The organism is Parapedobacter composti (assembly GCF_900112315.1).
Classification (GTDB): domain Bacteria; phylum Bacteroidota; class Bacteroidia; order Sphingobacteriales; family Sphingobacteriaceae; genus Parapedobacter; species Parapedobacter composti.
The window spans coordinates 1-26,423 of sequence record NZ_FOLL01000008.1; the positions used below are offsets into that span (position 1 = coordinate 1).

Consider the following 26,423-nt stretch of genomic DNA (forward strand, 5'->3'; position numbering starts at 1 on the left):
ATATCAACCGCTGGCGGCCTAGGCTAATCTCCTAAAACCATTACAGACCACAAGCCCATAATAAAACAAAGAAGGCGCCCTTTTTAGACGCCTTCTTTTATATGCAAACTATTTTCCCATTTGTCAACCGCCAACACAGGCGCTATTGCAAAACATATTCATAAGGATAGACCAATACCGACCAACTTTCACCGCCATTACGCGTGACGAACAGCCGATCATCGCCGTATACAATCCCTCGGCGCTCCGTTGAAAAGTATATTGCTTTGCCCGAAACGGGCAGTCCGTCTGTCCCCGCAGGTAAAGCATGCCAGGTCTGGCCCCCATCCTCACTTTTCGCTACACCGTCGGTCAGTAACGCATAAACCATCCGGGAATTAGCCGCTTGGCAGTCATGCACACCGGATGCTCCCGCAGACACTCGCTGGAACGTCTTACCGCCGTCAGCAGAACGAAAGATCCTTCCATCTGAATGATATACCAGCAATACCCGCTTGTCCACGGCGGTTATAGCAGCTTGCTGCATACCGTCCAGTTTTCCTCCGTCATGCCATGCAGCACCACCGTCTGTAGTGTATAATACCCCGATTCCTCCAGCCGGAACCTGCGGTTCTGTATATATCAGCCAACCATGTTCAAGGTCGGTAAAATCCACATCCACACCAGATGCTCCCTCCTTCAGGAACGACAACTTCGCCGTCTGTTCCTGTACATCCACCCGATAAACAAGCAGCCGCCTGCTCATTCCCGCAGACTGCTCGCACAACAGCCATATGATGCCCTGAGGGCCTACAACAACCTTTGCCGCATACACATTTCCCACTAATAGTTGTTCCTCGCTTACGATGGGTTTATCAAATGTAGCCCAGGATTGTCCGTTATCTGTAGAGTAATGCAGCACAAATGCGCGGCCATGAACAGCAGCATAAGCCATCAGTCCGCTGCCGAATCCTACGGAATGCTGTCCGGCGAACCACGAAGACGGCCAGAATTCAAACGACCGAAAGTGATCTGACGTTGTGAACCCACCCTTTTCCGTCATGCCGGATATCCGCCCTCCAGTGCCCAGCCAAGCATAAATCAACCGGTTGTCCTGTATCAAAACACCGGTTTCTGGGTTCACAATAGGCTTTGCGGGATACAGGTCAAGCAAGGTACCCGTTCCATCGCATGCCACCAATGCTAACGATGTGAAGACGAAGACGCTGATATGGCGATAAAAACTCATTACGGAAACAGCGAAAAACCTATGGAAATATTCAATGTGTGGAAGCGGAAAACCTGCGATTCTGGCGTAACATAGCCCGCCGCGAGGTCTTCCTCGATAAGGGACTGCCTCGCCCGCAGCGTGGGATTAAAGAACTCACACCCTGCTTTGAGAAACACTTCCCTCCACTGCACCCGGAAGCCCATTTCTTGCGACCAGCCACTACCACGCAGATAGTTTTCGGAAAACGACACGTCATCGTCCGCATAACGCTCAGCATCAAAATTGGACACCCAGTTAAACTCTGCGGCAACATACGGAAAAAAGGTAGTTTGACCGATGTAAAACAGATCATAACATACCTGCCCACCCAATTTAAAAAACAGGAGATGTTCGGTCAACCCTTCTTCAATTTCATTGAGAAACAGTTTCAATCCCACCTGTGGCCGCAATCGCAATCGTCCCTCGCTGGCCATAACGAAGGCAGGGCCCAAACGGAGGTTCGCCCCTACTGGGAAAACCGATCGCACAGCCGCATCACTGAATCGCTCAACCCCCACTTCACCTTCCAACAAGACCGGAACAGCCCGCTGCGCCTGGACGGATGTGCTCAACAGCAACAGCCCGACACCGACGAAATAAGCCCTCAACCGCATCATAACAATATACCTGCCAGGATTAATGTTGCCACGGTGAAATAGATGATTAATCCCGTAACGTCGACCAGCGTTGATACAAACGGTGCCGATGACGACGCGGGGTCAGCACCCAGCCGACGCAGGATGAAAGGAAGCATGGATCCTACCAACGAACCCCAGAGCACCACCCCCACGAGCGAAAGGCTTACCACCATCCCTACCAACACCCAATGATCGCCATAGGCTGCCGAAAAGGCTTGCCAGGTGCAGACGCGCGCAAACCCCAGGGTACCAAGTATCAACCCTAAAAGCAAGCCAGAGAGGATTTCCCGCCGCATCACGCGCCACCAATCGACCAGCGTTACCTCGCCCAGCGCCATGGCCTGAATAATCAGCGTAGAAGCCTGTGACCCGCTGTTTCCTCCACTGGAGAGAATCAACGGCATAAACAAAATGAGTATTGCACTCGCCAACTGGCTTTCGTAATGCTCGAGCACGGTGGCTGTAAGCAGTTGTCCGAGGAAAAGTACAATTAGCCATCCGGCCCGCTTTTTCACAAGATGCATAATAGAGACATCCAAATACGGCTCATCGAGCGCTTCCGTACCCCCTATCCGCTGCATATCTTCGGTATATTCCTCATTGGCAACCCAGAGGATATCGTCGACGGTGACGATGCCCAGCATAATCCCCTGCTCATCCACCACGGGCAAAGCGACGCGATTGTTCATCCGGAATACGTTGATGGCCTCCTCCTGCGGGTCATTGGCATTCAGTGCAATGAGCCGGTTATCGACCAGATCCTTCACCTTAGTCTCCGGATCGGCCAGCAGGATATCCCTAATACGGATATCATCCAAAAGCTTTCCGTCTCTGTCGATGACGTATAGTACGTCAATGGTTTCAGAAGCCCTCCCATACTTGCGTATGTGCTCCAATACCCGCACGATATTCCAGTGTTGCTTTACCGTGATGTAGTCGGGCGTCATCAGGCGGCCCACGCTGTCTTCAGGATATCCCAACAGCGCCAGCGCCTCCTTGCGGTCGGCAGGCGATAGGAGGATGATAAGCTGCTTCACCACATCACCCTTCAGCTCGCTGAAAAATGCCGTCCGATCGTCCGGTGGCATCTCGTTGATAATCTCTGATATTTTGGGACCGGAAAGTTTCTTGAGTATACGTTCCTGTGTCGGGAAATCGAGGATACGGAACACGTTCACCGCCCGGTTGATGCTAAGCGTTTCGATGAACGTCGGACCGTATTCGGGCAGTTCATCGATGAGGGCTTCCACGTCTGAAATATTGAGCTCGTCAAGGTATGATTTGAGCTGCTGTTCATTGCCTTCGGCCAAAAGCAATTCGGTTTGCGCTACCAACGTATCCAATTCATCCATGGGCCCTCCTGTGTTAACGGTATACTACATCGGTGAAATGATTTTGCTTGCAAAAGTCGGTTTTTTAATTGAAAGAACGAACCCCCAAGATACTAAAAAGCAACTTGGAAACCAGACAATATGACAGCATAAATTAGTGGATTGTTTTCATGGAATATGGGAGGCACAGTACACCGGCACTAGCCGGAGCTGGCATGCCGGCCTACGGCTTGAAGGCCGACAGATAAGCGAACCGATAATCAGCTAACTGGCGATTCGGGGGCGGATACAATGCGGGCGCCGACGATGTAAACATCCAGCATACGGATGTCGGAAAAGACGGGTAACACGCTCGTAGAAACAGAAAAATGGGAAGGCGGCTGCCCACCGGATAGTGTACAGCATCCGAATGAGGATCCGTGGAGAAAATCGTTTAGCGAAATGTGCCTTTAAAACCTTATTTTTGAAAAAAATATCGCCTAAAAAAGCGAAACAGAAGAGCATTGAAGTTTTCATTAAATACTATAAATCAATTGCGAATAAATTTCAAATAAACTTATTGTACATTAAAAGCAACTCACCCAATAGGTTTTTTTACTAAAAAATTTATCATACTCATATGCAGCCACACTATATTACACATTATAAATTAACAATCAGTATTTTACTTGTATTTATATCATGTATAAATCCACATATCACCACAGCTCAAGTATTCAACAATGATCAATACCCAGCAAGTGTAAAATGGAGGCAAATCAATACGGAAAATTTTCAATTGATTTTCCCTTCTGAAGCAGAACCGCAGGCCCAATACCTGGCCAGCAAACTGGACGCATTATCGGCTCAGGTTAGCCATACCCTAAACAAGCGACCCAGGAAAATTTCAATTATTTTACAAAATCAGACGGTCGAATCCAACGGCAATGTGCAACTGGCACCTCGCCGTTCAGAGTTTTTCACCACCCCTCCGCAGCAGGGAGATTTCCAAAATTGGTTGTATAATCTGGCAATTCATGAGCTGCGGCATGTGGTACAGTTTGACAAATTGACAGGATATCTGCGCGCACCTTTTTTCGAACAATTGGCCCTCGCCATCTATGGTACCAACCTTCCCGCTTGGTTTTTCGAAGGGGATGCGGTGGTCACCGAGACGCTCCTTTCACCTGCCGGCCGCGGCCGCCTTCCATCGTGGGAGATGCCGTTCAGGACGAACCTTCTCAGCGGCGAAACCTATAGTTATGAAAAGGATTACCTGGGATCGTTGAAATCGGTTACACCGGGCTTTTATGAACTTGGATATTTCATGACTGCACGCATGCAAAGGGAATATGGAATAGGGATGGTGGACAGCCTGATGACCCGCATGGCGAAACTTCCTATCCGGCCTTACAACTTCAGCAATTCATTGAAAAAATCCACCGGGTACAACACCCGCCAATGGCACCGGGAAACACGGGAAGAACTCACACGCTTATGGGAAGCCCAACTGGTTACCAACCAGCCGGCAGACTACCCTACCTTACCCGCTGACGGACCGGGCAAGCCGCAAAGCTGGCTGCTTCCACGCATGTTGCCGGACGGACGGATCATCACATTACACCAAAGCGCATATCAGGTGCCAGCCATCGTATTGATCGACTCAGCTGGCCATCAGCGTACGGTGGTAAAAACAGGGAGGCAAACAACGCCCCACTTTTCTTACGCTGCCGGAAAAGTCACCTGGGATGAGCTGCGTCGCCACGGTCGCTATGGCAAGCGCACGTACAGTGTAATTAACGTATACGATATGCAAACCCGGTCTTATCGTCAGCTCACCCGTAGAAGCCGTTATTTCGCTCCGGCCCTTCGGCCGGACGGCAAACAATTGGCGGCCGTAGAAGTTGATGGCGGCAACACAGTAAGCATCGTATTGCTGGATACCGAGCGCGGGACGCCTGTTGCCCGCTTCCCTTCACCGGACAATATCCTGCTGCAGACACCTTCATTTGATGAAACCGGCACCAAGGTGATAGCCACAGGAATCGAGCAGCAAGGTGCCACCTTGATAGAATTGGATGTGAACACAGGCTCATACCGCCGATTGCTCGAGTGGCAATCACAGCAGCTCGAGCGGCCGGTATATGCACAGGGGCAAATACTCTTTAAGGCACATTACAACGGCATAGACAATATTTATGCTTTGAACCTCCGAGACAGCACCATCAGCCAACTTACTCGTGCCCGCTTCGGCGCTTTCAACCCATCATATGATAGCAGCACAAGCACTTTATGGTTCAATAACTATCAAATAGATGGGTATCGCATCAGTCATTTGGCATGGAGCGGAAAGAGCGGCACACCCATTGAAAACATAAACGACTCCCATATCAGCTATTTTAAGCCACTACTGACGCAAAGCCCCGCCTACCGTACAGCGGACACCCCCGCAACCCCGATAAGGGCTTCAGAGCCTTATAAGGGACTGAAAAACCTGATAAACTTCCATAGCCTATCGGTGGATAACGGAAACTTTGAAAACCTGGATAACATCAGTCCTGGGATTTATTGGCTGTCTGACGACCTGCTTAACACCACCCAGCTACGCTTGGGGTACCAATACGATGGCAATATCCGCAGCAGTACCTATCAAGCGTCCATCGCTTACCAACGCTTTTTCCCGAAATTCTCCCTGGAGTACCGAAATCGTGGACAAGTAGGCACCGCCCGGATTTCCAACGGGCAGCAGCAGCAACTAGTCGGCTTGCGCTGGCGTGAAAATACGGCAACTCTGGCCGCAGAAATCCCCTTGGTATTTTACCGGCTCAATCAAATAATTACCACCGGCTTCAATACCGCTACCTCCTACACACAACGGTATGGGCTCAGCGAGCCTGAGTGGCAAAACCGGTTCATCGACCGCCTCCGTTTCCCAATGCATTACCAGGTATATTTCAACCATTACGCCCGCCGGAGTGCCTTGGACCTGGCGCCACGCTGGGGTCAATACCTCAGCGCCACCTACCGGCACTTCCCATTTGACGGCCGGATTGCCGGCGAGCACTTTTCCATACGCACAGCATGGTATTTTCCAGGCCTTTGGCGCAACCATTCGTTGCTTGCGCGTTTCAATTACCAGCATGGCGCCGGCACCTACCTGTACGCAAATGACATTCCGCTGGTTAGCGGGTATGACCAATTGCGACCGGTTCCAGTGGATAACACGTTGCTGCTTAGCTACCGATTTCCATTGGCTTATCCCGACTGGGCTATCGGCCCACTGGCTTACATCAAGCGTTTCCGCAGCGGATTTTTCGCCGATTTCCAGAATATAAAGGCAGGAAATGCATTCAGCCCACGGACGTTCGGGGTTGAACTACGGGCTGATATGAATTTACTAAGGTATTACCTGCCTAACTTCGACATCGGCGTCAAGCTGGTGTATGCCAACGAAGCAGGTGCAGCCAAGCGGATATTTGCCACCTATGGCATCGGGTACAGCTATTGACAGGGCATCACTGCTCGGGATTATTGGCAAAGCGTAGCAAAGCGCGGGCGTATCCGCTTCGTTTAGCTTTTTTTCCCATGTTTTCATAAATGTCGCGGTATTCTTCGAATTCTTCAGCGTTTTGCACGTTACTATAAATGAGATACGGTGTTACCGCACTGTTTGGATGGGCCCGCATCAATGACTTGTGGGTTTCCACCATTTCGGGAAGATACTTATTCGCCCACAGGGTATTCATTTCCTGAGTGATCTTTGCGTAGCGCCCGCTGCCGGGTTCGATCTGGTAAAGCAAGCGCTTTAAGCTATCGCGTTCCAATAGGTGTTTGATCCGGAAATCATTGAGCAGTTGTTCAGCTTCTTCAAATATCTGTGTATCCTCACAGCTCGAAGAAATCCGCAGCGTTAACCGGGGGTCTTGTTTCCATAAATACGCTTCCATTTGTTCCTGGGTCATCGCCTCATCAAGCCTGATCCGGACGCTACGTGCAGTTCCCGGATCGATATACAGGTATTTCAGCAAGGCATGCTCGAGCCTTCCCCCTTCCATACCGGTCTTTATCCGGTTTATACGCTCCTTAGGGCTAACCAGTGTCCGAGGCCAATAAATGGAAAGGACATACACTCCTGCGCCCAGGCTATCGACTACCATATCCAACTTACCGTTTTCAATACGCGAGGTAGTTACTATGTTGCCGTTTCGTTCATTGACCAACTCCACGCGGTTGTTTCCCGTGATGGGGATATCCCCTTCAATCCGTAAGCTTCGTTTTCCGGAGAACACACAAGCCGTCAGCATGCCTGCCATGCAATAACAGGCCAAAAGCATCGGTACCGTGCTGCTGCTCGGTTTCACGGTTCCATTACCCGTTTATCGCCTTCACGCCTGGCAGTTCCTTTCCTTCCATATATTCCAGCAGGGCTCCGCCCCCTGTGCTTACGTAGCTCACATGCTCAGTCATGCCGAACTTGGTTACGGCAGCGGCTGAATCACCCCCACCGATAAGCGAAAAGGCGCCACGCTCCGTAGCAGCAACCACCGCATCTGCGACGGCTTTGGTACCTTTAGCGAATTTATCCATTTCGAATACACCCATGGGGCCATTCCATAAGATGGTACTAGATGCCAGTATCACCTGGGCAAAATGTTCCGCTGATTCCTTGCCGATGTCCAATCCCATCTTGTCGACCGGTATCTGGTCATTCGGGCCATCATAAGCCGGAGAATCCGGCGAAAATTCGTCGGCAATCTGACAATCGGTGGGCAACACAAGATTAACTCCTTTAGCCTCCGCTTTATTCACCAGTTCATTGGCCAGGTCAAGCTTATCCAGCTCTACCAGGGATTTACCGATCTCCCCGCCGCGGGCTTTTACAAAGGTATAAGCCATTCCGCCTCCGATAATCAGGTTATCCACTTTATCCAGCAATGCCTCAATCAGCTCCAGCTTGTCAGACACCTTGGCTCCACCCATAATAGCCGTAAACGGACGCTGCGGGTTATTCAGTACCCGTTCGGCGTTATTGATTTCCGATGCCATAAGGTAACCGAAGTATTTGGCTTGCGGGAAAAATCGGGCGATTACCGCTGTGGACGCATGGGCGCGATGCGCTGTACCGAATGCATCGTTTACATACACATCGCCGAGTTTGGCCAGCTTGGCCGCAAATTCTTCGTCACCTTTTTCCTCCGCCTTATAGAACCTGAGGTTTTCCAACAGCAGTACTTCACCGGGTTTCAGGGCTCCGGCTTTGGTATAGGCGTCTTCACCGATGCAATCGTCTGCAAATTTTACGGACACGCCCAGCACGTCCGATAGGTGGTCCACAATATGCTTCAGAGAATATTTTTCCGTGGGGCCGTCCTTAGGTCTTCCCAGGTGAGACATTAGGATAACGGCACCGCCGTCGCCCAATATTTTCTGAATGGTGGGAACTGCCCCACGTATGCGGTTGTCGTCGGTAATGTTATATTGCTCATCAAGGGGTACGTTAAAGTCTACTCGTATTAACGCTTTCTTGCCGGAAAAGTCTAAGTTATCGATAGTATTCATTGCTTATGTTTTTTATGTTTTGGGGAAACAAAGCTAACATAAGTATTGGAAATTCAAAACACTTCGCTGCTGTATCTCATGGCTTCAGTCCAAGCCTCCATATCCAGGCCACTCGGTATATTCCGCTCATAGAGCAGCGCCAGCAACGTCTCGGTGGCAATATTTCCGGTTAGCTTATCTTCCGCCATGGGGCATCCGCCGAATCCACGAAGTGCCGTATCAAACCGGATGCATCCTGCATCCAGCGCTGCCGCCAACTTATCTCGGCTCGCTTCGGGCGAGCTATGCAGATGCAAACCGAATTCAACATCGGGAAATGCTGTGCAGACATATGTATAGAGTGAAGCGATGAGATCAGGCGTAGAACTGCCTATGGTATCAGCGATAGCGACATGCCGGATACCGAGGTCTGTCAGCATTCCAGTGTAATCGGCCACCATGGCCAAACTCCACGGCTCGCCATACGGATTACCGAACGCCATGGAAAGATACACCAATGGCGTCTTCCCATTCACATGGCATATCGCCACCATTTTTTTTACGACATCCAGCGAATGGGCAATGGTGCTATTGGTATTACGCAGTTGGAACGTTTCAGACACGGAAAAAGGGAACCCTACGAATCCCACTGCTTCTTCCATGGCTGCCTCCTCTGCACCCCGCACATTGGCCACGATGGCCAGGAGCTGTGTTGTCGACCGCTCCGGTATATCCAACATGCGGAGCACATCCCGAGTATCCCGCATTTGCGGAATGGCTTTCGGCGAAACGAAACTACCAAAGTCCAGCCGATCAAACCCTACCCGCAGCAACCGCTGCAAGTAAGCCGCTTTTATCTCCGTGGGGATAAAGCGATGGATTCCCTGCATCGCATCGCGCGGACACTCGGTAATCAATATCGGGTTCATCAGTGGATTTCCAAGGTGTATGGAAGGCGGGCCTGTATGCCGCGTTGTTGAAGCGCCGTCTTCACCTGTTCCAGATACCTATAATAGTCGCCCAACTCGCGCTGACCAAACCACGCACTGATACGGTCGGTAGACCTGCCCAAAAGCGATTCCAGCGTACTTTTGATTGCCGGATAGCGAACAATGCGATAGGTCTCAAGCCCAGCTTTGTGTGCTGCAGCAGCCACAGCATCGTCGATATTGCCAAGCCTGTCTACCAGCCCGTTAGCCAACGCCTGCTGCCCACTCCACACCCGGCCCTGCCCGATACTGTCTACCCGGGTCTTGGACATCCCCCGCCCATCGGCTACCCGCTGCAGGAACGTATCATAGATTCGGTTCACTTCAAGCTGTATGATGTTCCGTTCGTCTGCCGTCAACGGCCTGTCCACATTAGCTAAAAAGTCAGCATACTTCCCGGTTTTGACCTCATCAAACGTAATGCCCAGCTTATCGTTCAGCAGCCCTTGCATATTAGGGATCAACCCGAACACCCCTATTGAGCCGGTAATCGTATTAGGCTGTGCGAAAATCGAGTCGGCTGCTGCGGCGATATAGTAGCCACCGGAAGCCGCCACGTCGCCCATAGATACGATGATGGGTTTCACTTGGCGTATTAGGTTGACTTCCCGCCAAATCACATCGGAAGCCAACGCGCTACCTCCCGGCGAATTAATGCGTAGCACTACGGCTTTGACTTTATCATCCCGCCGCACCTTGCGCAGTTCGCGCGAAATCCGATCGGATCCAATCACCGCATCATTACCTTCGCCGCTCACAATTTCCCCTACGGCATATACCACGGCGATGCGGTCACGCCCACCCGTTGGGGTTGGCTTGACCCTTGGCCTATACTTCGTAATCGCCACCGCATTGAGGTCTTTGGTTTCGTCGACATCCAGTGAATCCTTTAGCTCCCTTATCAGCTCATCTTTATAGCGTTTTCCATCAGCCAGCCCCAGTACAACTGCGTCATCGGCCGTCCGCACGCGGAATCCATCGGCAATTGCAAACAGCGAATCACGGCTTGTGCCGCGGCTTTCTGCCACTTGATCGAGATAATGATTGTAAATACTACCGAGAAATGCACTTACTTGCTCCCGGTTAGCATCGCTCATCTTATTCAGCGTGAACGGTTCAACGGCACTTTTATACGTACCTACCTTTATCACCTGTGCTTCAATGCCCAACTTGTCGAATGTCCCTTTCAGGAACATCGTCTGTGATGCAAGCCCCCTGAAGTCTACCGTCCCTTCGGGATTCACATACACTTTATCCGCTGTAGAAGCCAAATAATAAGCCCGCTGGGTATAACCTTCGCTGTATGCAACAATAAATTTCCCGGACGCTTTGAAATCAAGCAACGCGTCCCGTATCTCCTGTAAAGTGGCAAAGCTGGCTGACACAGCAGACAAATCCAAGTAAATGCCCTTTATTCGGTCATCCTCCTTCGCCCCTGCGATGCGCTCGAGGATGTCGTTCAACCCGAAGCTTTTGGCGGTCGCCACTCCGGGTATATCCAGTTCTTCAAATGGATCAGGGATGGTACGTTCGGTTATCGCATGCTTTAGGTCAATGTAAAGCAATGAATTATCAGCAACCACCGTCTCTTTATCTGCGCTCATGGAGCTGATCATACCTCCAATAATGATGATACCGATTACCATCAATAAAATAAAAGAAAGGAAAATACCGGTGACCGTGGCCAACACATATTTAAAAAAAGACTTCATACGAATATTCTAATATCCAAACTTAGCTAAACTTGGCGGATATGCAAAACTAACAGCTATCCGTGTTCGTTGTTTGACGGCGATGCATCTATATCGTTACAATTGCTCTATCTTTTCCTTACCTTTGTGAAAACTAATCAAAGATAGGGTTTAATGATTCATGTTTTCACCAGATACTACAACCGCTTACTTATTATTAGGCACCAACATGGGCCACCGTTCCGTACTTTTGGAGGAAGCCATCCAACATATTACCCATAAGGTTGGCTCAATACTGCGGCTTTCCTCCGTATATGAAACTGCGGCGTGGGGAAATGAGCAGCAACCCAAATTTCTTAACCAAGCGCTGTCTGTAGCCACTCGGTTTGCACCAATCGAGTTGTTAGCACAAGTCCATTCCATCGAACAGCGCCTCGGGCGACAACGGAAAACCAAGTGGGAGCCGCGACCCATCGACATTGACATCCTGCTTTATGGCGACCAGGTAGTAAACACGCCCCGCTTGCAAATCCCGCATCCGCACTTGCCTAACCGCCGGTTTGCACTGGTGCCGTTGCACGAAATCGCGCCCGAGTTGCGCCATCCCGTATCACTGAAAACCATCACCGAACTCCTAACCCACACACCCGATCAATTACCCGTATACCTTTTAAAACAACCAACCATGAGCAACACAAGCTTTAAAGAAGCCAACATGGGCTACCTCCAGGATTTATCCGGCGGCAACCCGCACATTATCCGGGAAATTCTCGAATTGTTTATCAAGCAGACTCCCGAAGACGTTAAACTTCTTGCCGCGTATATTGAACAAGCCCACTGGGAAAAGGTATACCAGCAAGCACATCATATCAAACCCACCATGTCCTATGTTGGCGCCGAAGCGATACGAGCCGAAATACAGGAAATAGAGGACTGGGCTAAGAACCGCAACAAACTCGACAAGCTACCCGAAAAGTTTCATGCGCTGCAATCCCGGCTCGACACACTGTATCGTGAATTGAACGGATACCTTGAATCGATTGGCTAATAACGTGGCCGGAGCGCCTGGAAATGGATATATGAACACAGAAAATACAGCACCAGAATGGCGGGGGTGGCCGCAAACCCCAACCACACCACCAACACGGTGCTGCTGATCAAAAACAGGTATTTCCAGCGGTTACTGTTCCACGACCACGACTCCGATTTCATCGAAAACAAGCGAATATTGCTCACCAACAGCAAACTATTGATTAGTACACTGCACACCAGAAAAGCCGGGTGATAAATTACCTGTCCGTAGCTTTCAGCAATAAAAGGTAATGACATCACATAGAAGGCATTCATTGGCGTATTCAAGCCGATAAAATCATGGGTCTGGCGGTCGTCAAGGTTAAATTTCGCCAAACGAATAGCGGAGAACACGGTAACCGTAAAACCAAGAAAAGGCAATAACCCGTTGCCCGGGAACGCCGTCCTGAGCAACAGGTGAAAAATCGCGCCCGGCAAGAAGCCGAAACTCACCACATCGGCAAGTGAATCCAGTTCTTTGCCCATGGCTGATTTTACTCCCAGCGCACGAGCCACTAAGCCATCGAGAAAATCACAGACGCCTGATACAACGAGGCAGTATGCCGCCACCTCGAACCGCCCTTGCAATGCAAACACCCCCCCCACGCAACCACTGAATAGGTTCAGGCAGGTAAGCACATTGGGAATATGCGGTTTCACTAACTATTCATACTGATAAGAAATTCCTCATTGGATTTTGTCCCCCGCATCTGCGCCAATAGGAACTCCATCGCCTCGGTCGAATTCATATCGGCCAGGTGATTACGCAACACCCAAATCCGCTGCAGTGTTTCGCGGTCATTAAGCAGGTCATCTCGACGGGTGCTGGATGCGATAAGGTCAATAGCCGGGAATATCCGCTTATTGGACAGTTTACGATCCAATTGCAGTTCCATATTACCTGTTCCTTTGAACTCCTCGAAGATGACTTCATCCATCTTTGAGCCTGTATCGATAAGCGCTGTAGCCAAAATGGTCAGGGAGCCACCATGCTCTATGTTCCGTGCCGCACCAAAAAATCGTTTGGGCTTATGCAACGCATTGGCATCCACACCACCCGACAAAATTTTCCCCGATGCCGGAGCTACCGTGTTATAGGCACGCGCCAAGCGGGTGATGGAGTCAAGCAAGATGACCACGTCATGACCGCATTCCACCATACGTTTAGCCTTTTCCAGCACAATATTGGCGATCTTAACATGCCGCTCCGCAGGTTCATCGAATGTGGAAGAAACCACTTCCGCACGTACGCTCCGCGCCATATCGGTCACCTCTTCCGGCCGTTCGTCAATCAAAAGGATAATCAGGTACACCTCTGGATGGTTCTTGGCAATCGCATTGGCCACATCCTTCAGCAACATGGTTTTACCTGTCTTGGGCTGTGCCACGATGAGGCCGCGCTGTCCCTTTCCAATGGGTGTGAACAAGTCCATGATGCGGGTGGAATAATTACCTGTTCCGGTAAACAATTTAAGCCGCTCAGTTGGAAATAACGGTGTGAGGTAATCAAAAGGCACACGATCACGCACATCGGCAGGATTCTGCCCATTGATGGCTTCTACCCTTACCAGTGGAAAATACTTTTCGCCCTCCTTTGGGGGGCGGATACTTCCCCGAACCGTGTCGCCTGTCTTAAGGCCAAATAGCTTTATCTGCGATTGGGAAACATAAATATCGTCTGGCGATGTAAGGTAATTATAATCTGATGAACGGAGGAAACCATAACCGTCTGGCATGATTTCAAGTACTCCTTCATTTACGATGACATTATCAAAGTCAAGGCTTGTAGCGGGGCCTTCTATCTTACTACCGTTCGCAGGTCGTTGCACAGCGGATTCCGCGGCTACTTCTTCTTTGGCTGACGTAGTGGCTACCTGTGGTTCCGTAACAGCCTCTTCCCGAGTACTTCTAACACTTACAGGTTCAGCAGATTTTACGGTACGCATACGTTTCCGTGGCCGCGGTTCTTCCGCCGGCTGAACTTCGGCAGATCCGCCAGCCTCTTCTGCCGCGGATTTGGCCGCTTCTTCTTCGCCTGTGGCGACAATTCTGGCAATCAGTTCTTGTTTTCTGAGTTTATCCGCGTCTGCTATGCCGATCAATTTTGCTATCTCACGTAGTTCAGACACGAGCTTCGCATTCAATTCATTAATATCCATCAACTATAATATAAAAAATAAATAAGGATTTCGCTGTTACACACAGAAATTTATCCACCCCTATCAGCTGCACATTTCAATCGTAATGAATCAGCATCTTAGTCTTCAGAAATCAATGATTTTCGTTGAAGTGTTAGGATAAATTTGAGAATTACTGCGCAAAGTAAAGGATAACTTTCGGAATTTCAAAAGAATATTAAAAAAAAACTAAAATACATATCACTAAACTATAGCACGCCACGTTAATAACGATCTGTTTTTCAATAAGGTCTGCTTTGCTTATTGTTTTTAATAACACAAAACCGGGCAAAAAGTTTTTAAATATTAAAAGCCCACTTTGCTGTTTTTTTCAAGGAAAACTGTATTTTCGGCACGTGCATTTGAATATCATTAATAATATCATATACCAACAACTAACACCCAACAAATGATTATTATTGCAGACGGAGGATCGACCAAAACCAACTGGTGCTTGCTGGATGACGCTGGAAAAAAAGTGTATTTCAACACGGAGGGTTACAATCCGTATTTCGTAGATAGCGAATATATCGTCCAATCGCTAAAAAAGGGATTACCCAAAGATTTGCCGTTTGAGCGGGTCGCCGAAGTAAACTACTACGGTGCAGGCGTACACAACGAAGAGAAGGCGCAGATTGTGATTAAAGCGCTTCAAAAGGTATTTACCGCCGCGCAAGTATTTGTAGGCCATGATTTGCTGGCCGCAGCCCGCGCGCTGCTGGGTGATCAGGCTGGTTTTGCTGCCATCCTGGGCACAGGCACCAACACCTGTATTTATGACGGCAACGACATTATTCACAATATTGATTCAGCCGCTTACATTCTGGGTGACGAAGGTAGCGGCTGCTACATTGGCAAAAAGCTGCTTACCGATTATATCCGGGGTTATATGCCTGAAGATGTACGGGAGGTGTTCTGGGAAACCTATAAACTTACGCCCGACGATGTGATGGACGCGGTATATACCAAACCGTTGGCTAACCGTTTCTGCGCCAGCTTCAGTAAATTTGTATACGACGTGATGGTCAACATCAACTATTCGCGCGGTTTGGTTAAAACGTCTTTTGACGACTTCTTCCGTAACCTGGTATCCCGCTATCCGGATTACCAAAGCTACACCTTCAACTGCATCGGTTCGGTAGGATACAACTTCCGTAACGTGTTGGAAGAAACGGCCAACCAATACGGCATGAAGGTGGGCCGGATTGTCCGCTCACCAATAGATGATCTGGTACAGTACCACATCAATAAGTCGGCATAATTGCCGACTTATTTTATAATTCCAGTTCCTGCCCGATTTCCAGGAGATGCAGGTTAAGTTGCGCGTCGGCAAATTTTTGTTTGGCCGCGTCCGTGTCAATGGTAATGGGCGGGAACGTATTGTAGTGGATACCAATTATGTTTGGGCAGTTGATGAAGCCGCTGGCAAGGATGGCATCGTCTACATCCATGGTGTAATACCCACCAATGGGCAGCAACGCCCAATCAATAGCCATGTTCTCGAGCAATTTCATTTCCATGGTAAGCCCCGTATCGCCGGCAAAATAGATGGTCTTCCCGCCGCTTTTCAACACAAAGCCTACCGGTACGCCGGCATATTGGCCATCAGGCGTTGCATTGGTATGCAGGGCATACACCATCTTCACACTCCCGAAGCTTGTTTGCACCGTACCGCCAAAGTTAAAGGGCACCAAATCCGACTCGGGGATACCCTGGCTATTCAGCCACATCGCCGTTTCGACTACAGCCAGCACCTTAGCTTTGCTCCTTTGCTGGATGGTCACCACGTCGGCCACATGATCGTCATGCGCATGGCTCAACAAGATGTAATCCGGCCGCAAACTGCCAATGTCGATGTGGGCAGCCTTGGGATTGGGACTGATAAACGGGTCGAACAAGACGTTGATCTCATCCAATTGGAGGGCTAAGCTGGAATGCCCCTAATAGATTGCTTTAACCATAATTACCTGTATTTATCCAATAAATCTCTGGTGATTGCCTGCGCTTCCGCCTGGCTAATGCTGTCGGCCTGCCTCATGGCATGGTTAATGGCCACGGCAAGCAGCTCCTCAATTTCTTCTTTATCCGCCTTGGATAAAAACACCTGATCAATAAACACGTTGGTCACCTCCTTGTTCGCAGTAGCGGTTACTTTAATTACGCCGCCCTCGGCCTCTCCCGTCACGATAGTCTGATCCATCCGTTTCTTAATCTCCTCGGCTTTCTGACGGGCTTCAAACAGTTTGTCAAACATGGTTTCCTTTTTTAATGTTTACGTTTTATCCATCCGGCCTCTTACGCTCAGGTACACTACGCTGTTATGCGGTATGCCCAGGGTTGTTGCCGGTTGAATGTCCAATAAGTTCTGCAGATACACTTCTATAATGCCGGTAAGCACCTTCCGCCTGGATTCTTCAAATTCCGGCATCACGAAAAACTTGCCCAGGCGTAGTTTGCCGTCCGGCCCCACTAATATAGAAAACGTATGATAAAAATCTTTATATGCTTTATGGATAACAATATCATATTCCGGATATAGGTATTCATAGGCGGCCGATCGCTTGGTTAGCTCTACACTGTCGGTATATCGGCGGCGTTTGATTTCCAAAATTGGGCTTTTACTTACCAGCTTGGGGTAGTTTTTCGATGAGTAAGAGCTGTCTACATTATTCAGGTTCCGGTTGGCGCGGGCTACCATGTGCTGCACGAACAACGAGTCTTGTCTGCGTGGTTTCCGTAATTCGGCTAATGGCGTTCCCAGCCGACTCAGGTATTCTTTGGCATAGAATCGCATGTATACATTAGAACGTATTTTATTTACCTTCAGCCCATCCAGACTGAGCCGTTGCAGCATTATACTGTCTGGGTGCAGATCTATTACCTTCCATGCTTCCCGTGCGAAATGGAAAAACGAATCATGGTCGTGGGTTATCTTAAAATTGAACGACGAATCGCTGCCAGGAACATAAATCTGCACGGCATCTTCGCGCGTGAACTTGATGTGCCACTCGGGTTCCTGCACAAAACCGATGGAGTCATATGCCAGCCCGTTGTCAAAAGAGCGCCGCACCTCATAAAAATCAATCCCCACAATAGGCGAAAACGAAGGGCGCCGGGGATCGACGTCTTTTCGGGCATCCTGTTCAGGGGCGCCCGAACAACCCACCAGGCAGCAATAACATAACATGATCCGGCTCAGTAGTGGCATCAAACTATTTTGTGTCCGCATGGGGTGCTAACCTACTATAAATACCCATAATATCCAACAAATTTTGCTGTTACATTAACGGTATCCATAGCCAACCTATTGCTTTCGGCTTATCGCTATACCGGCGTTGCTTGAACTATCCACACGGGTCACGTATTCCGGATGAGCTCTTACAAAATCCATATATTCCCGTATGCCGCTGATGGGCTGCAGCACATTATGGGCGGTAAAGGTGCCACCTGTCTTCAGTAAAGGATCAATGTCTTTGAAGTACTGCGTGTACCAATCCTTATCCGCGTCGGAAAACACAAAATCGAAAGGCCCTTCCAAGGTCTTTACCAGCTTGTGAGCATCACCAAGCACAAAAGTCACCACTTCGGTCAGTCCGGCAGCCTTTATGTTTTCGATTGCTTGGCGCTGCCGCCCTTCGTCCCGCTCAATGGTGGTCAGCTTTCCCCCTGTTTTACTAAGTGCCCAGGCAATCCAGATGGTGGAATGGCCCGTGGATGTACCGATTTCCAACGCCGATTGGTAATTATTCGAAATAATAAGGTCGTACAGCACCTGACCGTCCTCCATCGGTACATTCAGGTCGCGCCATTCGCTTTGCTGCTTTTCCAGGAATCGCTTCACCTGTTGATCCGGATTATTTTCCTCCTGAGCTAAGCATCCAGCCACCAAACCGAAAAATAAGATGCCGAACAATACGGGTTTAATCTCTTTGAACATCATGTATATAAACAGACTAACCCATTATTTGTTTTTACCGCGCCCTCGTAAGGCAAGGGGGCAGTTCGGGCATAAAATCTAAACTTACTTTCGAAACCGAATGGTAAGCCTTATATTTACAAACACACGATTTTAGAAGTATGGAAAATATTGCAGAAGAAATACTGGAATATAACAAATCCAAGGAGGGAGAAGATAGAGCCATCTGCGAATTACTGGCCAAAACCATCCACACACATTTGCCTGAAGCAACGAACAAACTATGGCACGGGCACCCCGTTTGGTTTCTCGATGGCAATCCCATCACGGGCTATGATAAACTCAAAAATGGGGTGCGGCTGATGTTCTGGAGTGGTGCCGACTTTGGAGAGGATGACCTCGCCGAGCTTGGTTCGAAATTCAAAGATGCTTCCATCCGCTATCATTCCGTTGCCGAAATCAATATAGAAAATCTGCAACGGTGGCTTTCGAAATCAAGGGATATCCAATGGGATTATAAAAATATCGTAAAACGGAAAGGCAAATTGGAACGATTAAAATAGCGCATCGTCGCTTTGTAAATGCAGGTCAAGCCAGCGGCGGACTTCCTCCAATACCATTGGAGAAATTGTCTGGCTGATCGTACTGTATTCCGCCGGAAGTCCGGTTTTGCTTTCTTGGAAAAGGTGGTTCAGGCCAGAAAGCGCTTTGACGGTTATTTGTTCATTCCCCCCCGCCTGCAATGCGGCGGCAATCCCCGTAAGGTTTTCTTTAGCGGCGACCTGTAAATCCTTGTCGCCGTTCAGTGCCAATACCGGACATTTCACGCGCGAGAGGTATTTTGCCGGATTGAACCGCAGGAAATAACGCATCCACGGGGTGTTAAGCTGCGCTTTTTGTCGCATGATGGCGGCAGTGGCTGCTTCCCCGGTAACCGCGCTATCGCTTAGTGCTGTTTGCAATGAAGACGATAGGAACGCTTCGAGTTTACTGTCCAGCACGTCGGGGTTGTCTTCCCCAATCACGAGATCGTAAAGCTGGCGGTTTAACTGCGCATTCGCGCTAAGCTGGGCTGGTGAAAGCCCCGAAGCCGCACCGATCATCCGGGTTTGCATCATCAAGAGGCTATCCGAAGGGATGCCAGGTGATGCTAACAGAACCAGAAAAGCGATATCGTTTCGAGTAGAAGCTACCATAGCGGCCACCATGCCGCCTTCGCTGTGGCCCAGTATACCGATACCGTCTGGGTCAATGCTCGGTGCCGACCGGAGGAAATCTACTGCTGCCGAGGCATCAGAGGCAAAGTCAGCGGTAGTCGCTGTCGCGAAAATGCCTGTGGAAGCTCCCACGCCCCGATCATCGCAGCGTAGCACGGCATATCCATGCCGCGTGAGGTAATCAGCGATTACCCAAAAGGGCTTATGTCCGAATAGCTCCTCATCGCGGTTTTGCGGACCGCTACCGCTGATAAGCACCATCGCCGGAAACGGTCCGCCGGTCATCGGCCTTGTTAATGTTCCCGCCAGCGTAATTCCCGCGTCCCGGTTGGCCACATTTACTTCCTCAATGTGATACGGAAAAGGGGGCTTCGGCTCCTGCGGGCGTTCGGCGGAGGTATTGCCGGCTCGGGCTCGCTTCACCAGCTCGAGGGGCAGTTCCATTCCACCCTGGAAAAAAGTACCCACGATTACCGTATCATGTTCGAGATTACCTATATAGCGCGCCCCGATAATGGGCACCCCCAGCTTCAGCGTGGGGCTTGCAAAGTCGACCGATGCAACCGGAATGCCTTTTGCACCCTGATCGGGGCTGTCCATCGTGGCTGTGTAACCTCCTTCGGTTTGTTCGATATGCAGCATTAGACGCAGTTTGACCCCGGAGATATCAAGCGTTCCCTGCCAGGTGCCGCCAATGTCCTGCGCTTGCAGCCTGGCGGCAAGGAGGATAAAGAAAAATATAAGTGTTCGCATCGGAATTAAATGTTGCTAATTAGCACGAGCATCATCTTTGAAATCACCTCACTAAGTACAATACACCCCCCAAAAATCCATTTATGCACTGCTTTTTTACTGTTGGTGGCGGTTTTAAATCCTTGAAATAGCCAGAAAATGAAAATAACCATAGCCGACACAGCCAAGGCAAAAAAGGCGATAGTGGCCCCAATCGGCCCCGCCCCCATCGGGCCGCCGTCCATTGCGCTGGTTACCAACCGATCAGCAGCTTCATGCATATAACCACCGATATTTGCCAAAGGAAGGACGTAGAACGGAATGCGGGCAACCAGCTGTTTTTCTGCATAACATGCAAACGGGTTAACTAAAGCTCGTTGTTGCATAACACTATGTTTCATTTGTCTTTCTCTGTTGCTGCTCCAGTTGCCTGATATGGGCTATCATGTCATCCAATCGGTTGCGTACCGTCGGATAGCTTTTGCCCGTCTGTGCTGACATTTCCTTGAGGCTACCGCTGCTCAAAAAAAAAAACCGGAGAATGAATTCTTGCTCTTCGGCGGTGAGGCTGCATCAGAACTGGCAGCATGTAATTTCCGGACACTTGGGTTTCGCAGTTGCTACAGGTGAGTTCGGTAACCATGAGCATACTTGAACAACTGGGACAATGAACCGGAAACCTTGACTTCATAAATTTGAATTTTATAAAGTCAAAAATAAATAATACACTTATAAGTATTAATTTTATTTATAAAAAAATAAATATTGTTTATTTCACGTCAGATAGATCGTTTCGCTCCTGGTTTTCAAAAGGACAAAGAAACTTTGCACCGTAACGGTTTCGGATAGTACGGAAAAAATCCAGCCGCCCGGCCGTTTATTATTTTGATACTGTATTTTTTACGGATATTTATTTAATTATTGATATTTTTTACGGATAATACAGATATAATTGCATTTATTTACGATTAATACCATCTTTGCCTATCCAATATTCGGATTAACATCAAGAATATACGCTATGATTCAACCGGCATCTAATGAAACGCTGGGCGCACGCTTCGGCCACCTTTGGCACCTGATAGGCAATACGCCAATGCTGCGGCTCGATTACCGGTTTCGGGGCCGGCCGGGCAGCATCTATGTAAAGTGTGAGCATTACAACCTCACGGGGAGTATCAAAGATCGCATGGCACTGCACATCCTGCATCGCGCCTATACCGATGGGCGGATAGCGCCGGGCGATACTATTGTAGAGGCCACCAGCGGCAATACGGGCATTGCCTTTGCTGCCATCGGGCGGATGCTGGGGCATCCGGTGAAAATCATTATGCCCGATTGGCTGAGCAGGGAGCGAGCAGCCATTATCCGTAGCATGGGCGCGGAAGTCCTGCAGGTTTCCAAAGCCGAGGGCGGCTTCCTTGGATGCATTGCGCTGAGCGAAGAAATCGCCCGGCGGGGTAATACGTTCTTACCCCGGCAGTTTGAAAATCGCTGCAATGCTGAGGCCCATGAGTGCACCACCATGCACGAGATAGGGCAGCAACTGGATGCCATCGGGCTCAAGCCCGATGCGTTCGTCGCCGGGGTAGGCACAGGTGGCACTATTATGGGCGCGGCAGGCTACTTCAAAAAGCGGGACGCGACCATTGGCGTGTATCCGCTGGAACCGGCGGAAAGCCCCACGCTAAGCACCGGATACAAGGCAGGAACACACCGCATCCAGGGAATATCAGACGAGTTTATCCCTGCCATCGTGGAGTTTGATAAACTCGACAAAGTCGTGCAGGCAAATGACGGAGACGCTATCATCATGGCCCAACTGTTGGCTCAGAAACTGGGGCTAGCCGTAGGCATCTCGTCCGGCGCGAATGCGGTGGGCGCCATCAAACTGAAAGAACAGTTGGGGCCGGATGCAACGGTGGTGACGGTGTTGTCTGACTGCAACAAGAAATACCTTAGTACCGACCTTGTCCGGGACGAACCGAAGCGGGAAGGCTATATCAGTATTGACACCCAATTTACTGGATACGAACCCATCCCGCGGCTGGCTGGCCAATCCCGAGGGGCGGCGGGCGGCATGGCAATGGCGTACAACTGAATAAAATGAGATATATGAAACACCTGATGTTAGCTTCGGAGCGGCTGGCTCAGCAGCGTCAAGGTTACGCTGGGATTTATCGAACTGGCGCTGGCACTGAAGCTGCATGCCGCCGGTTACCGCGGTTTCTTGCCATCCGGGATCCAAGCATTTATTAAGAAATAACGATTTCTTGCGTACATGTGTGTTTGTACTACCGGCGTTCGATGGGCTCTCCGCCCATCTGCCGGTAGTTTCGCTAAATGACTGGGCTATGACCGCGAATATAACCCCAGTTTATTCCCTTCGGTGTCCAAAAACATAGCAAAGAATCCCATATCAGGGCTAATCTCTGTTTTAGGGACAACCACTTTCCCGCCATTGGGCACTACCCTGTTCAATACAATGTCCAGGTCGTCTCCGGCATTCAGATATACCCTGGCGCCGTCCACGGTAGGCACGTACTCGCTTCCGTGTATCAGCACCACAGAAACAACGTCGCCCTCACTTGGGAATAGCCCCATCGGTGTGCCTTCCATATCGGTTTCCTCGATATGGATATCCAATATCGCCTGATAAAACGCAACGGCCCTTCGGAAGTTGCTCGTGGGGATCTCAATAATTGAAACTAAATTTTTCATCTTTACTATTCATTTTTAACAGCCCAAATTTATGGGGCCTACAACCCTCCAAATTGTAAAAATGCGACACTATTCTTTTGCATAAAAAAGTGAAGAAAGAGCCATTTCCGCGTCTTTCAGGAAATCTTTCGGATTAGTCCCGGTAAATTCCTTGAAGTCTTTGATAAAATGTGCCTGGTCATAATAATCGCTTTCGTAAGCAATCTTGGTTAAACTTCCTGACTGTTGCCTAATCACCATTTTCAATGCCGCTTGCAACCTGATAACCTTTCCTAATTGCTTGGGACTAATGCCGATGTGTTTTAAAAATTTCCGTTCAAGTTGCCTCCGTTTGGACAAGTCACCCTTGAAAATGGTCTTAATCGCCAAGCTTCCCCCTTCGGAGAACAACATGTCAACCGTTGTTTTTACGATCCGGTCGATAGTTGCTTCTCCGGTCAGCCTACTTAAGAGGAATTTTTCGATAATCGCTATTCGCTCTACCGTATTTGTTGCTTGGACGATCTTTTGCTCCAACTCTTCGGATACCGTTTTACCGAAAAGTGACGACAGGGGTGTTTCCTTGTTTGCCAGATTCTTAACAGGAACAGAAACGAAGTTAGCGAATCCATATGGATAGAAGCGGATTGCAAAGGAATTGACATAACCTGTTGGTTCAATGTAAAAAGGTGCAATGGTCTGGCCAAGTACCATGGCCCGAGGCTGAAGGATGAAATCCGCCCCAGATGTATACCGCTTGATGTCATCCCCAAGGATAAAAGCCATTTCAATACAACCATCGGGTATGATCCGCTGCTTTTTTGTTTCTTTTTCGGCAGGCACCTCCAATGTCCAATAGCATTTTACGAGAGCCTTTAAGTCAGGGTGTGGCGGAAATGTCCGATAGTTCATGTACTCGCATTTAATTTTCAATCACCCAATCCTGTTTCATCGCTGTCAGCCGCACTGCGGAATAATCCGTTCGTCAGGGAGCGGCCCGATCCCAAAGAACTTTACCTATCATATTATTGCTAATTACAAAGATATTATTAATCATTATTCTCCAAAACTGACGGCAGAAGAGCGGTAATCGCTGAGCGTGTCGGAATCTGCCTCGGCGAGAGCAGCCGAGGCCGTGGCGGTTAGCTCGCTACCCAACGACTATACCGAAATGCCCTGCTCGGGGTAAGGAAAAGGCCAAAGCATTTTTTAACATTTTTTCTTTAGCCATCTTCGCAAAGTTTTGTTATTGTTGTATGCAAATGTAAATATGGATGAATATGACGATGCGCCGCGATACGAGAACAACTTGGTCTCGGTGCTATCCGATATGCGAAAACTGCATGAAATCAGCACCAGCCTCATATCGGAGAATCACATAAATCAGCTATACAACGATATCGTTGGCGCGGCGGTGACCCTACTGGGGTCGGATATGGGTAGCCTGCAATTGCTCATCCCGGAGCGCGATGAGCTGCTGCTGCTCGCTAGCAGGGGCTTTGCCCCCCGTTCAGCCAGTTTCTGGAAACGGGTGACGGCCCACTCCGGATCTGTCTGCGGCCGTGCATTATCGCTGGGGACGCGGGTTATCACCCCTGACGTCGAGCAATGCGACTTCATAAACGGTGGCGACATCGAGGTGTTCAGATGGTCGGCAATCCGTGCCGTACAAACCACCCCACTTATCACCCGCGGCGGCAAAGTTGTAGGCATGATCTCCACACATTGGAAAAAGGTGCACCGACCCTCTGAACACCGCCTCCATCTCTTAGACATCCTGGCCCGCCAGGCGGCTGATCTTATTGAAAGAAGAACAGCGGAAGAAGCGCTCCGCGAATCGGAAGAACGGTTGCGGTCGGCTGTCGTTGCGGCAGAATTGGGCACTTTTATCTGGGATCTGGAAAACGATGAGGTAAAGCCGGATGACCGGATGCTCTACCTGTTCGGTGTACCTAAATCGGCATCCGATATGGCAGCGGCACTACGATCTACCCTACACCCCGATGACCTTGACCGGTACCTGAACGCCATTGATGAAGCTTCCAAAGCCGAAACACCGAAGTTCATACAGGAAGATATCCGCATCCAACTCCCGAACGGCAGCCAGCGCTGGCTGGCATTCCATGCCCAGGTCCATACTTCGGCGAAAACTGGCAAAGCGGCACGCATGGCTGGCTGTGTCATTGACATCACAGGCAGGAAAACACTCGAACAACAAAAGAATGAGTTTATCGAAATGGTAAGCCATGAACTGAAGACTCCGGCCACAGGCATTAAGGCTTACGGCCAGCTGCTGCAGGATCGGTTTTTACACAACGATCCGGAAACCAATCTCCGGCTGATCGCAAAGCAGAACAAATTGACAAACCGGCTTATCAACCTGTTGAACCGGTTGCTAGATTCAACGCGGGTGGTGGACGGGTCGCTTAAACCCCATCTTGAAAAAGCGGATATAAACGTGTTGATTCGGGAATACGTGGATGACCTGCAATCGCTCACCCAGAATCATCAGTTGAACTTCCGTGCAGCAGAAAAACAAATCGTCTTGGTCGACAAGGAACAAATCGGACAGGTCTTAACTAACTTGATTTCCAATGCTATAAAATATTCACCGGAGGGCGGCGACATCAACATCACATCGGAAACCACAAATGACGGGCAGTGCATGGTCAGCATCGCCGACACGGGCATTGGTATTGATGACAGCGAGAAAAAAAAGATATTCGAGCGCTTTTTCCGGAAAAACAACGACAGCACGCGAAGCAGCACGGGCGTAGGCCTCGGACTCTACATCTGCGATGCCATCATCCGGCAGCACGGCGGCGAAATCGGCGTGAAAAGTCAGGCAGGAAAAGGCTCCGTATTCTATTTCCTATTGCCGCACCACGAAGCAGCTATCGTCAACATGGCTAAACCTTCAGATAACGATTCGGAATCACCACCGGAGCAGCGATTAGCATAAATCCCCTTAAGTCTTTGTTTATCTGAGCCACTGCGGCACACAAAAAAAGCCCTTGTTTTCACAAGGACTCATTTTGGGTCGGGATGACAGGATTCGAACCTGCGGCCTCTTCGTCCCGAACGAAGCGCGCTACCGGGCTGCGCTACATCCCGTAAACTTACGCGCAAAGTTAGTGGTTTCCGTCAAAAAAGGAAATATCAGCTGATAAAGTTTTCGTGCCTGCCACCGCCTGT

At 49.6% G+C, this 26,423-nt stretch carries 24 protein-coding genes, 1 tRNA gene and 1 pseudogene; 6 read left to right on the forward strand and 20 right to left on the reverse strand.

From position 1 onward, the window contains the following. Positions 1-142: 142 nt before the first annotated feature. From BM030_RS09815 to mgtE, 3 genes are read right to left on the reverse strand one after another with little or no spacing between them, the layout of a single operon-like run. The gene (locus BM030_RS09815; RefSeq protein ID WP_090973427.1) at positions 143-1,228 is read right to left on the reverse strand and encodes a WD40/YVTN/BNR-like repeat-containing protein; all 1,086 of its coding nucleotides are present in this window, start codon (positions 1,226-1,228) and stop codon (positions 143-145) included. Continuing rightward, on the reverse strand, positions 1,228-1,866 hold the full coding sequence (locus tag BM030_RS09820) for a hypothetical protein (RefSeq protein ID WP_139215870.1): 639 nt from the start codon (positions 1,864-1,866) through the stop codon (positions 1,228-1,230). Before BM030_RS09820 ends, BM030_RS09815 begins: the two co-directional genes overlap by 1 nt. After that, positions 1,863-3,239 carry a magnesium transporter gene (gene mgtE / locus BM030_RS09825; RefSeq protein ID WP_090973429.1) on the reverse strand — a complete coding sequence of 459 codons (1,377 nt, stop codon included), beginning with the start codon at positions 3,237-3,239 and terminating at the stop codon, positions 1,863-1,865. Before mgtE ends, BM030_RS09820 begins: the two co-directional genes overlap by 4 nt. A 757-nt stretch (positions 3,240-3,996) precedes the next feature. Between mgtE and BM030_RS09830 the strand changes: the two genes are divergently transcribed. After that, positions 3,997-6,705 carry a TolB-like translocation protein gene (locus BM030_RS09830; RefSeq protein ID WP_139215871.1) on the forward strand — a complete coding sequence of 903 codons (2,709 nt, stop codon included), beginning with the start codon at positions 3,997-3,999 and terminating at the stop codon, positions 6,703-6,705. A 7-nt stretch (positions 6,706-6,712) separates the two neighbouring features. Here BM030_RS09830 and BM030_RS09835 read toward each other — a convergent pair whose 3' ends face one another. Genes BM030_RS09835 through sppA form a run of 4 tightly spaced genes read right to left on the reverse strand, consistent with a single transcriptional unit; the run spans position 6,713 to position 11,436 of the window. Beyond that, positions 6,713-7,558, reverse strand: a complete 846-nt coding sequence (locus BM030_RS09835; protein WP_139215872.1) for a hypothetical protein — start codon at positions 7,556-7,558, stop codon at positions 6,713-6,715. Positions 7,559-7,565: 7 nt separating this feature from the next. Continuing rightward, complete coding sequence (locus BM030_RS09840; RefSeq protein ID WP_090973432.1) at positions 7,566-8,756, reverse strand: phosphoglycerate kinase; 1,191 nt, start codon at positions 8,754-8,756, stop codon at positions 7,566-7,568. A gap of 53 nt (positions 8,757-8,809) precedes the next feature. Continuing rightward, positions 8,810-9,664, reverse strand: a complete 855-nt coding sequence (locus BM030_RS09845) for a hydroxymethylglutaryl-CoA lyase (RefSeq protein WP_090973433.1) — start codon at positions 9,662-9,664, stop codon at positions 8,810-8,812. Then, entirely contained in the window at positions 9,664-11,436 is a 1,773-nt protein-coding gene (gene sppA / locus BM030_RS09850; RefSeq protein ID WP_090973434.1) for a signal peptide peptidase SppA, read from the reverse strand. The genes BM030_RS09845 and sppA overlap by 1 nt, the downstream gene beginning before the upstream one ends. A gap of 160 nt (positions 11,437-11,596) precedes the next feature. Here sppA and folK point away from each other — a divergent pair, with 160 nt between their 5' ends. After that, on the forward strand, positions 11,597-12,463 hold the full coding sequence (gene folK / locus BM030_RS09855) for a 2-amino-4-hydroxy-6-hydroxymethyldihydropteridine diphosphokinase (RefSeq protein ID WP_090973435.1): 867 nt from the start codon (positions 11,597-11,599) through the stop codon (positions 12,461-12,463). On the opposite strand, the gene BM030_RS09860 is transcribed toward folK, so the two are convergent. Both BM030_RS09860 and rho read right to left on the reverse strand, forming a co-directional pair. Beyond that, positions 12,460-13,146, reverse strand: a complete 687-nt coding sequence (locus tag BM030_RS09860) for a CDP-alcohol phosphatidyltransferase family protein (RefSeq protein ID WP_090973436.1) — start codon at positions 13,144-13,146, stop codon at positions 12,460-12,462. The two genes, folK and BM030_RS09860, sit on opposite strands and share 4 nt — an antisense overlap. Further along, positions 13,146-14,645 (reverse strand): transcription termination factor Rho, encoded by a 1,500-nt coding sequence (rho, locus tag BM030_RS09865; protein WP_090973437.1) that lies wholly within the window; start codon positions 14,643-14,645, stop codon positions 13,146-13,148. The genes BM030_RS09860 and rho overlap by 1 nt, the downstream gene beginning before the upstream one ends. Positions 14,646-15,072: 427 nt before the next feature. Between rho and BM030_RS09870 the strand changes: the two genes are divergently transcribed. Continuing rightward, positions 15,073-15,924: an N-acetylglucosamine kinase gene (locus tag BM030_RS09870; RefSeq protein ID WP_090973438.1), complete on the forward strand. Its 852-nt coding sequence runs from the start codon at positions 15,073-15,075 to the stop codon at positions 15,922-15,924. A gap of 13 nt (positions 15,925-15,937) precedes the next feature. On the opposite strand, the pseudogene BM030_RS09875 reads toward BM030_RS09870, so the two are convergent. The 4 genes and pseudogenes from BM030_RS09875 to BM030_RS09890 all read right to left on the reverse strand — a co-directional run. Continuing rightward, a pseudogene (locus tag BM030_RS09875) lies at positions 15,938-16,591 on the reverse strand (metal-dependent hydrolase); the annotation flags it as partial. A 35-nt stretch (positions 16,592-16,626) separates the two neighbouring features. After that, positions 16,627-16,917 (reverse strand): YbaB/EbfC family nucleoid-associated protein, encoded by a 291-nt coding sequence (locus BM030_RS09880; protein WP_090973440.1) that lies wholly within the window; start codon positions 16,915-16,917, stop codon positions 16,627-16,629. Positions 16,918-16,935: 18 nt separating this feature from the next. Next, the gene (locus BM030_RS09885) at positions 16,936-17,871 is read right to left on the reverse strand and encodes a hypothetical protein (RefSeq protein WP_090973441.1); all 936 of its coding nucleotides are present in this window, start codon (positions 17,869-17,871) and stop codon (positions 16,936-16,938) included. A 96-nt stretch (positions 17,872-17,967) separates the two neighbouring features. Next, positions 17,968-18,603 carry an O-methyltransferase gene (locus BM030_RS09890; protein ID WP_090973442.1) on the reverse strand — a complete coding sequence of 212 codons (636 nt, stop codon included), beginning with the start codon at positions 18,601-18,603 and terminating at the stop codon, positions 17,968-17,970. Between the two features lie 137 nt (positions 18,604-18,740). On the opposite strand from BM030_RS09890, the gene BM030_RS09895 reads away from it, so the two are divergent. Beyond that, on the forward strand, positions 18,741-19,142 hold the full coding sequence (locus BM030_RS09895; RefSeq protein WP_090973443.1) for a DUF1801 domain-containing protein: 402 nt from the start codon (positions 18,741-18,743) through the stop codon (positions 19,140-19,142). Here the strand turns inward: BM030_RS09895 and BM030_RS09900 are convergent. The 4 genes from BM030_RS09900 to BM030_RS20465 are packed head-to-tail and all read right to left on the reverse strand — an operon-like array spanning position 19,134 to position 21,219. Beyond that, positions 19,134-20,549: an alpha/beta hydrolase family protein gene (locus BM030_RS09900; protein ID WP_090973444.1), complete on the reverse strand. Its 1,416-nt coding sequence runs from the start codon at positions 20,547-20,549 to the stop codon at positions 19,134-19,136. The genes BM030_RS09895 and BM030_RS09900 overlap by 9 nt on opposite strands. Before the next feature lie 5 nt (positions 20,550-20,554). Beyond that, positions 20,555-20,914: a hypothetical protein gene (locus BM030_RS09905; RefSeq protein WP_090973445.1), complete on the reverse strand. Its 360-nt coding sequence runs from the start codon at positions 20,912-20,914 to the stop codon at positions 20,555-20,557. 4 nt (positions 20,915-20,918) lie between these two features. Next, positions 20,919-21,053 carry a DUF2089 family protein gene (locus BM030_RS20185; RefSeq protein WP_244518830.1) on the reverse strand — a complete coding sequence of 45 codons (135 nt, stop codon included), beginning with the start codon at positions 21,051-21,053 and terminating at the stop codon, positions 20,919-20,921. Further along, a complete protein-coding gene (locus tag BM030_RS20465) occupies positions 21,040-21,219 on the reverse strand; it encodes a DUF2089-like zinc ribbon domain-containing protein (RefSeq protein ID WP_397235575.1) in 180 nt (59 codons plus the stop codon). Before BM030_RS20465 ends, BM030_RS20185 begins: the two co-directional genes overlap by 14 nt. A gap of 330 nt (positions 21,220-21,549) precedes the next feature. Between BM030_RS20465 and BM030_RS09915 the strand changes: the two genes are divergently transcribed. Next, complete coding sequence (locus tag BM030_RS09915) at positions 21,550-22,629, forward strand: PLP-dependent cysteine synthase family protein (RefSeq protein WP_090973446.1); 1,080 nt, start codon at positions 21,550-21,552, stop codon at positions 22,627-22,629. Between the two features lie 251 nt (positions 22,630-22,880). Here the strand turns inward: BM030_RS09915 and BM030_RS09920 are convergent, their stop codons facing one another. Beyond that, the gene (locus tag BM030_RS09920; RefSeq protein ID WP_090973447.1) at positions 22,881-23,249 is read right to left on the reverse strand and encodes a VOC family protein; all 369 of its coding nucleotides are present in this window, start codon (positions 23,247-23,249) and stop codon (positions 22,881-22,883) included. A 69-nt stretch (positions 23,250-23,318) separates the two neighbouring features. Further along, complete coding sequence (locus BM030_RS09925; RefSeq protein WP_090973448.1) at positions 23,319-24,140, reverse strand: AraC family transcriptional regulator; 822 nt, start codon at positions 24,138-24,140, stop codon at positions 23,319-23,321. Between the two features lie 358 nt (positions 24,141-24,498). Between BM030_RS09925 and BM030_RS09930 the strand changes: the two genes are divergently transcribed. Further along, the gene (locus BM030_RS09930) at positions 24,499-26,190 is read left to right on the forward strand and encodes an ATP-binding protein (RefSeq protein WP_090973449.1); all 1,692 of its coding nucleotides are present in this window, start codon (positions 24,499-24,501) and stop codon (positions 26,188-26,190) included. A gap of 78 nt (positions 26,191-26,268) precedes the next feature. Here the strand turns inward: BM030_RS09930 and BM030_RS09935 are convergent. Beyond that, positions 26,269-26,342 (reverse strand) — tRNA-Pro (locus BM030_RS09935). Between the last annotated feature and the right edge of the window lie 81 nt (positions 26,343-26,423).

What these genes read in the sequence shown, in the direction of transcription:
- BM030_RS09920 (WP_090973447.1), bottom strand. Translation starts at nt 23,249, where the DNA reads ATGAAAAATTTAGTTTCAATTATTGAGATCCCCACGAGCAACTTCCGA.
- mgtE (WP_090973429.1), bottom strand. Translation starts at nt 3,239, where the DNA reads ATGGATGAATTGGATACGTTGGTAGCGCAAACCGAATTGCTTTTGGCC.
- BM030_RS09915 (WP_090973446.1), top strand. Translation starts at nt 21,550, where the DNA reads ATGATTCAACCGGCATCTAATGAAACGCTGGGCGCACGCTTCGGCCAC.
- sppA (WP_090973434.1), bottom strand. Translation starts at nt 11,436, where the DNA reads ATGAAGTCTTTTTTTAAATATGTGTTGGCCACGGTCACCGGTATTTTC.
- BM030_RS09870 (WP_090973438.1), top strand. Translation starts at nt 15,073, where the DNA reads ATGATTATTATTGCAGACGGAGGATCGACCAAAACCAACTGGTGCTTG.
- BM030_RS09895 (WP_090973443.1), top strand. Translation starts at nt 18,741, where the DNA reads ATGGAAAATATTGCAGAAGAAATACTGGAATATAACAAATCCAAGGAG.
- folK (WP_090973435.1), top strand. Translation starts at nt 11,597, where the DNA reads ATGTTTTCACCAGATACTACAACCGCTTACTTATTATTAGGCACCAAC.
- BM030_RS09885 (WP_090973441.1), bottom strand. Translation starts at nt 17,871, where the DNA reads ATGCCACTACTGAGCCGGATCATGTTATGTTATTGCTGCCTGGTGGGT.
- BM030_RS09905 (WP_090973445.1), bottom strand. Translation starts at nt 20,914, where the DNA reads ATGCAACAACGAGCTTTAGTTAACCCGTTTGCATGTTATGCAGAAAAA.
- BM030_RS09900 (WP_090973444.1), bottom strand. Translation starts at nt 20,549, where the DNA reads ATGCGAACACTTATATTTTTCTTTATCCTCCTTGCCGCCAGGCTGCAA.
- BM030_RS09890 (WP_090973442.1), bottom strand. Translation starts at nt 18,603, where the DNA reads ATGATGTTCAAAGAGATTAAACCCGTATTGTTCGGCATCTTATTTTTC.
- rho (WP_090973437.1), bottom strand. Translation starts at nt 14,645, where the DNA reads ATGGATATTAATGAATTGAATGCGAAGCTCGTGTCTGAACTACGTGAG.
- BM030_RS09845 (WP_090973433.1), bottom strand. Translation starts at nt 9,664, where the DNA reads ATGAACCCGATATTGATTACCGAGTGTCCGCGCGATGCGATGCAGGGA.
- BM030_RS09880 (WP_090973440.1), bottom strand. Translation starts at nt 16,917, where the DNA reads ATGTTTGACAAACTGTTTGAAGCCCGTCAGAAAGCCGAGGAGATTAAG.
- BM030_RS09930 (WP_090973449.1), top strand. Translation starts at nt 24,499, where the DNA reads ATGGATGAATATGACGATGCGCCGCGATACGAGAACAACTTGGTCTCG.
- BM030_RS09925 (WP_090973448.1), bottom strand. Translation starts at nt 24,140, where the DNA reads ATGAACTATCGGACATTTCCGCCACACCCTGACTTAAAGGCTCTCGTA.
- BM030_RS09840 (WP_090973432.1), bottom strand. Translation starts at nt 8,756, where the DNA reads ATGAATACTATCGATAACTTAGACTTTTCCGGCAAGAAAGCGTTAATA.
- BM030_RS20465 (WP_397235575.1), bottom strand. Translation starts at nt 21,219, where the DNA reads ATGAAGTCAAGGTTTCCGGTTCATTGTCCCAGTTGTTCAAGTATGCTC.
- BM030_RS09820 (WP_139215870.1), bottom strand. Translation starts at nt 1,866, where the DNA reads ATGATGCGGTTGAGGGCTTATTTCGTCGGTGTCGGGCTGTTGCTGTTG.
- BM030_RS09815 (WP_090973427.1), bottom strand. Translation starts at nt 1,228, where the DNA reads ATGAGTTTTTATCGCCATATCAGCGTCTTCGTCTTCACATCGTTAGCA.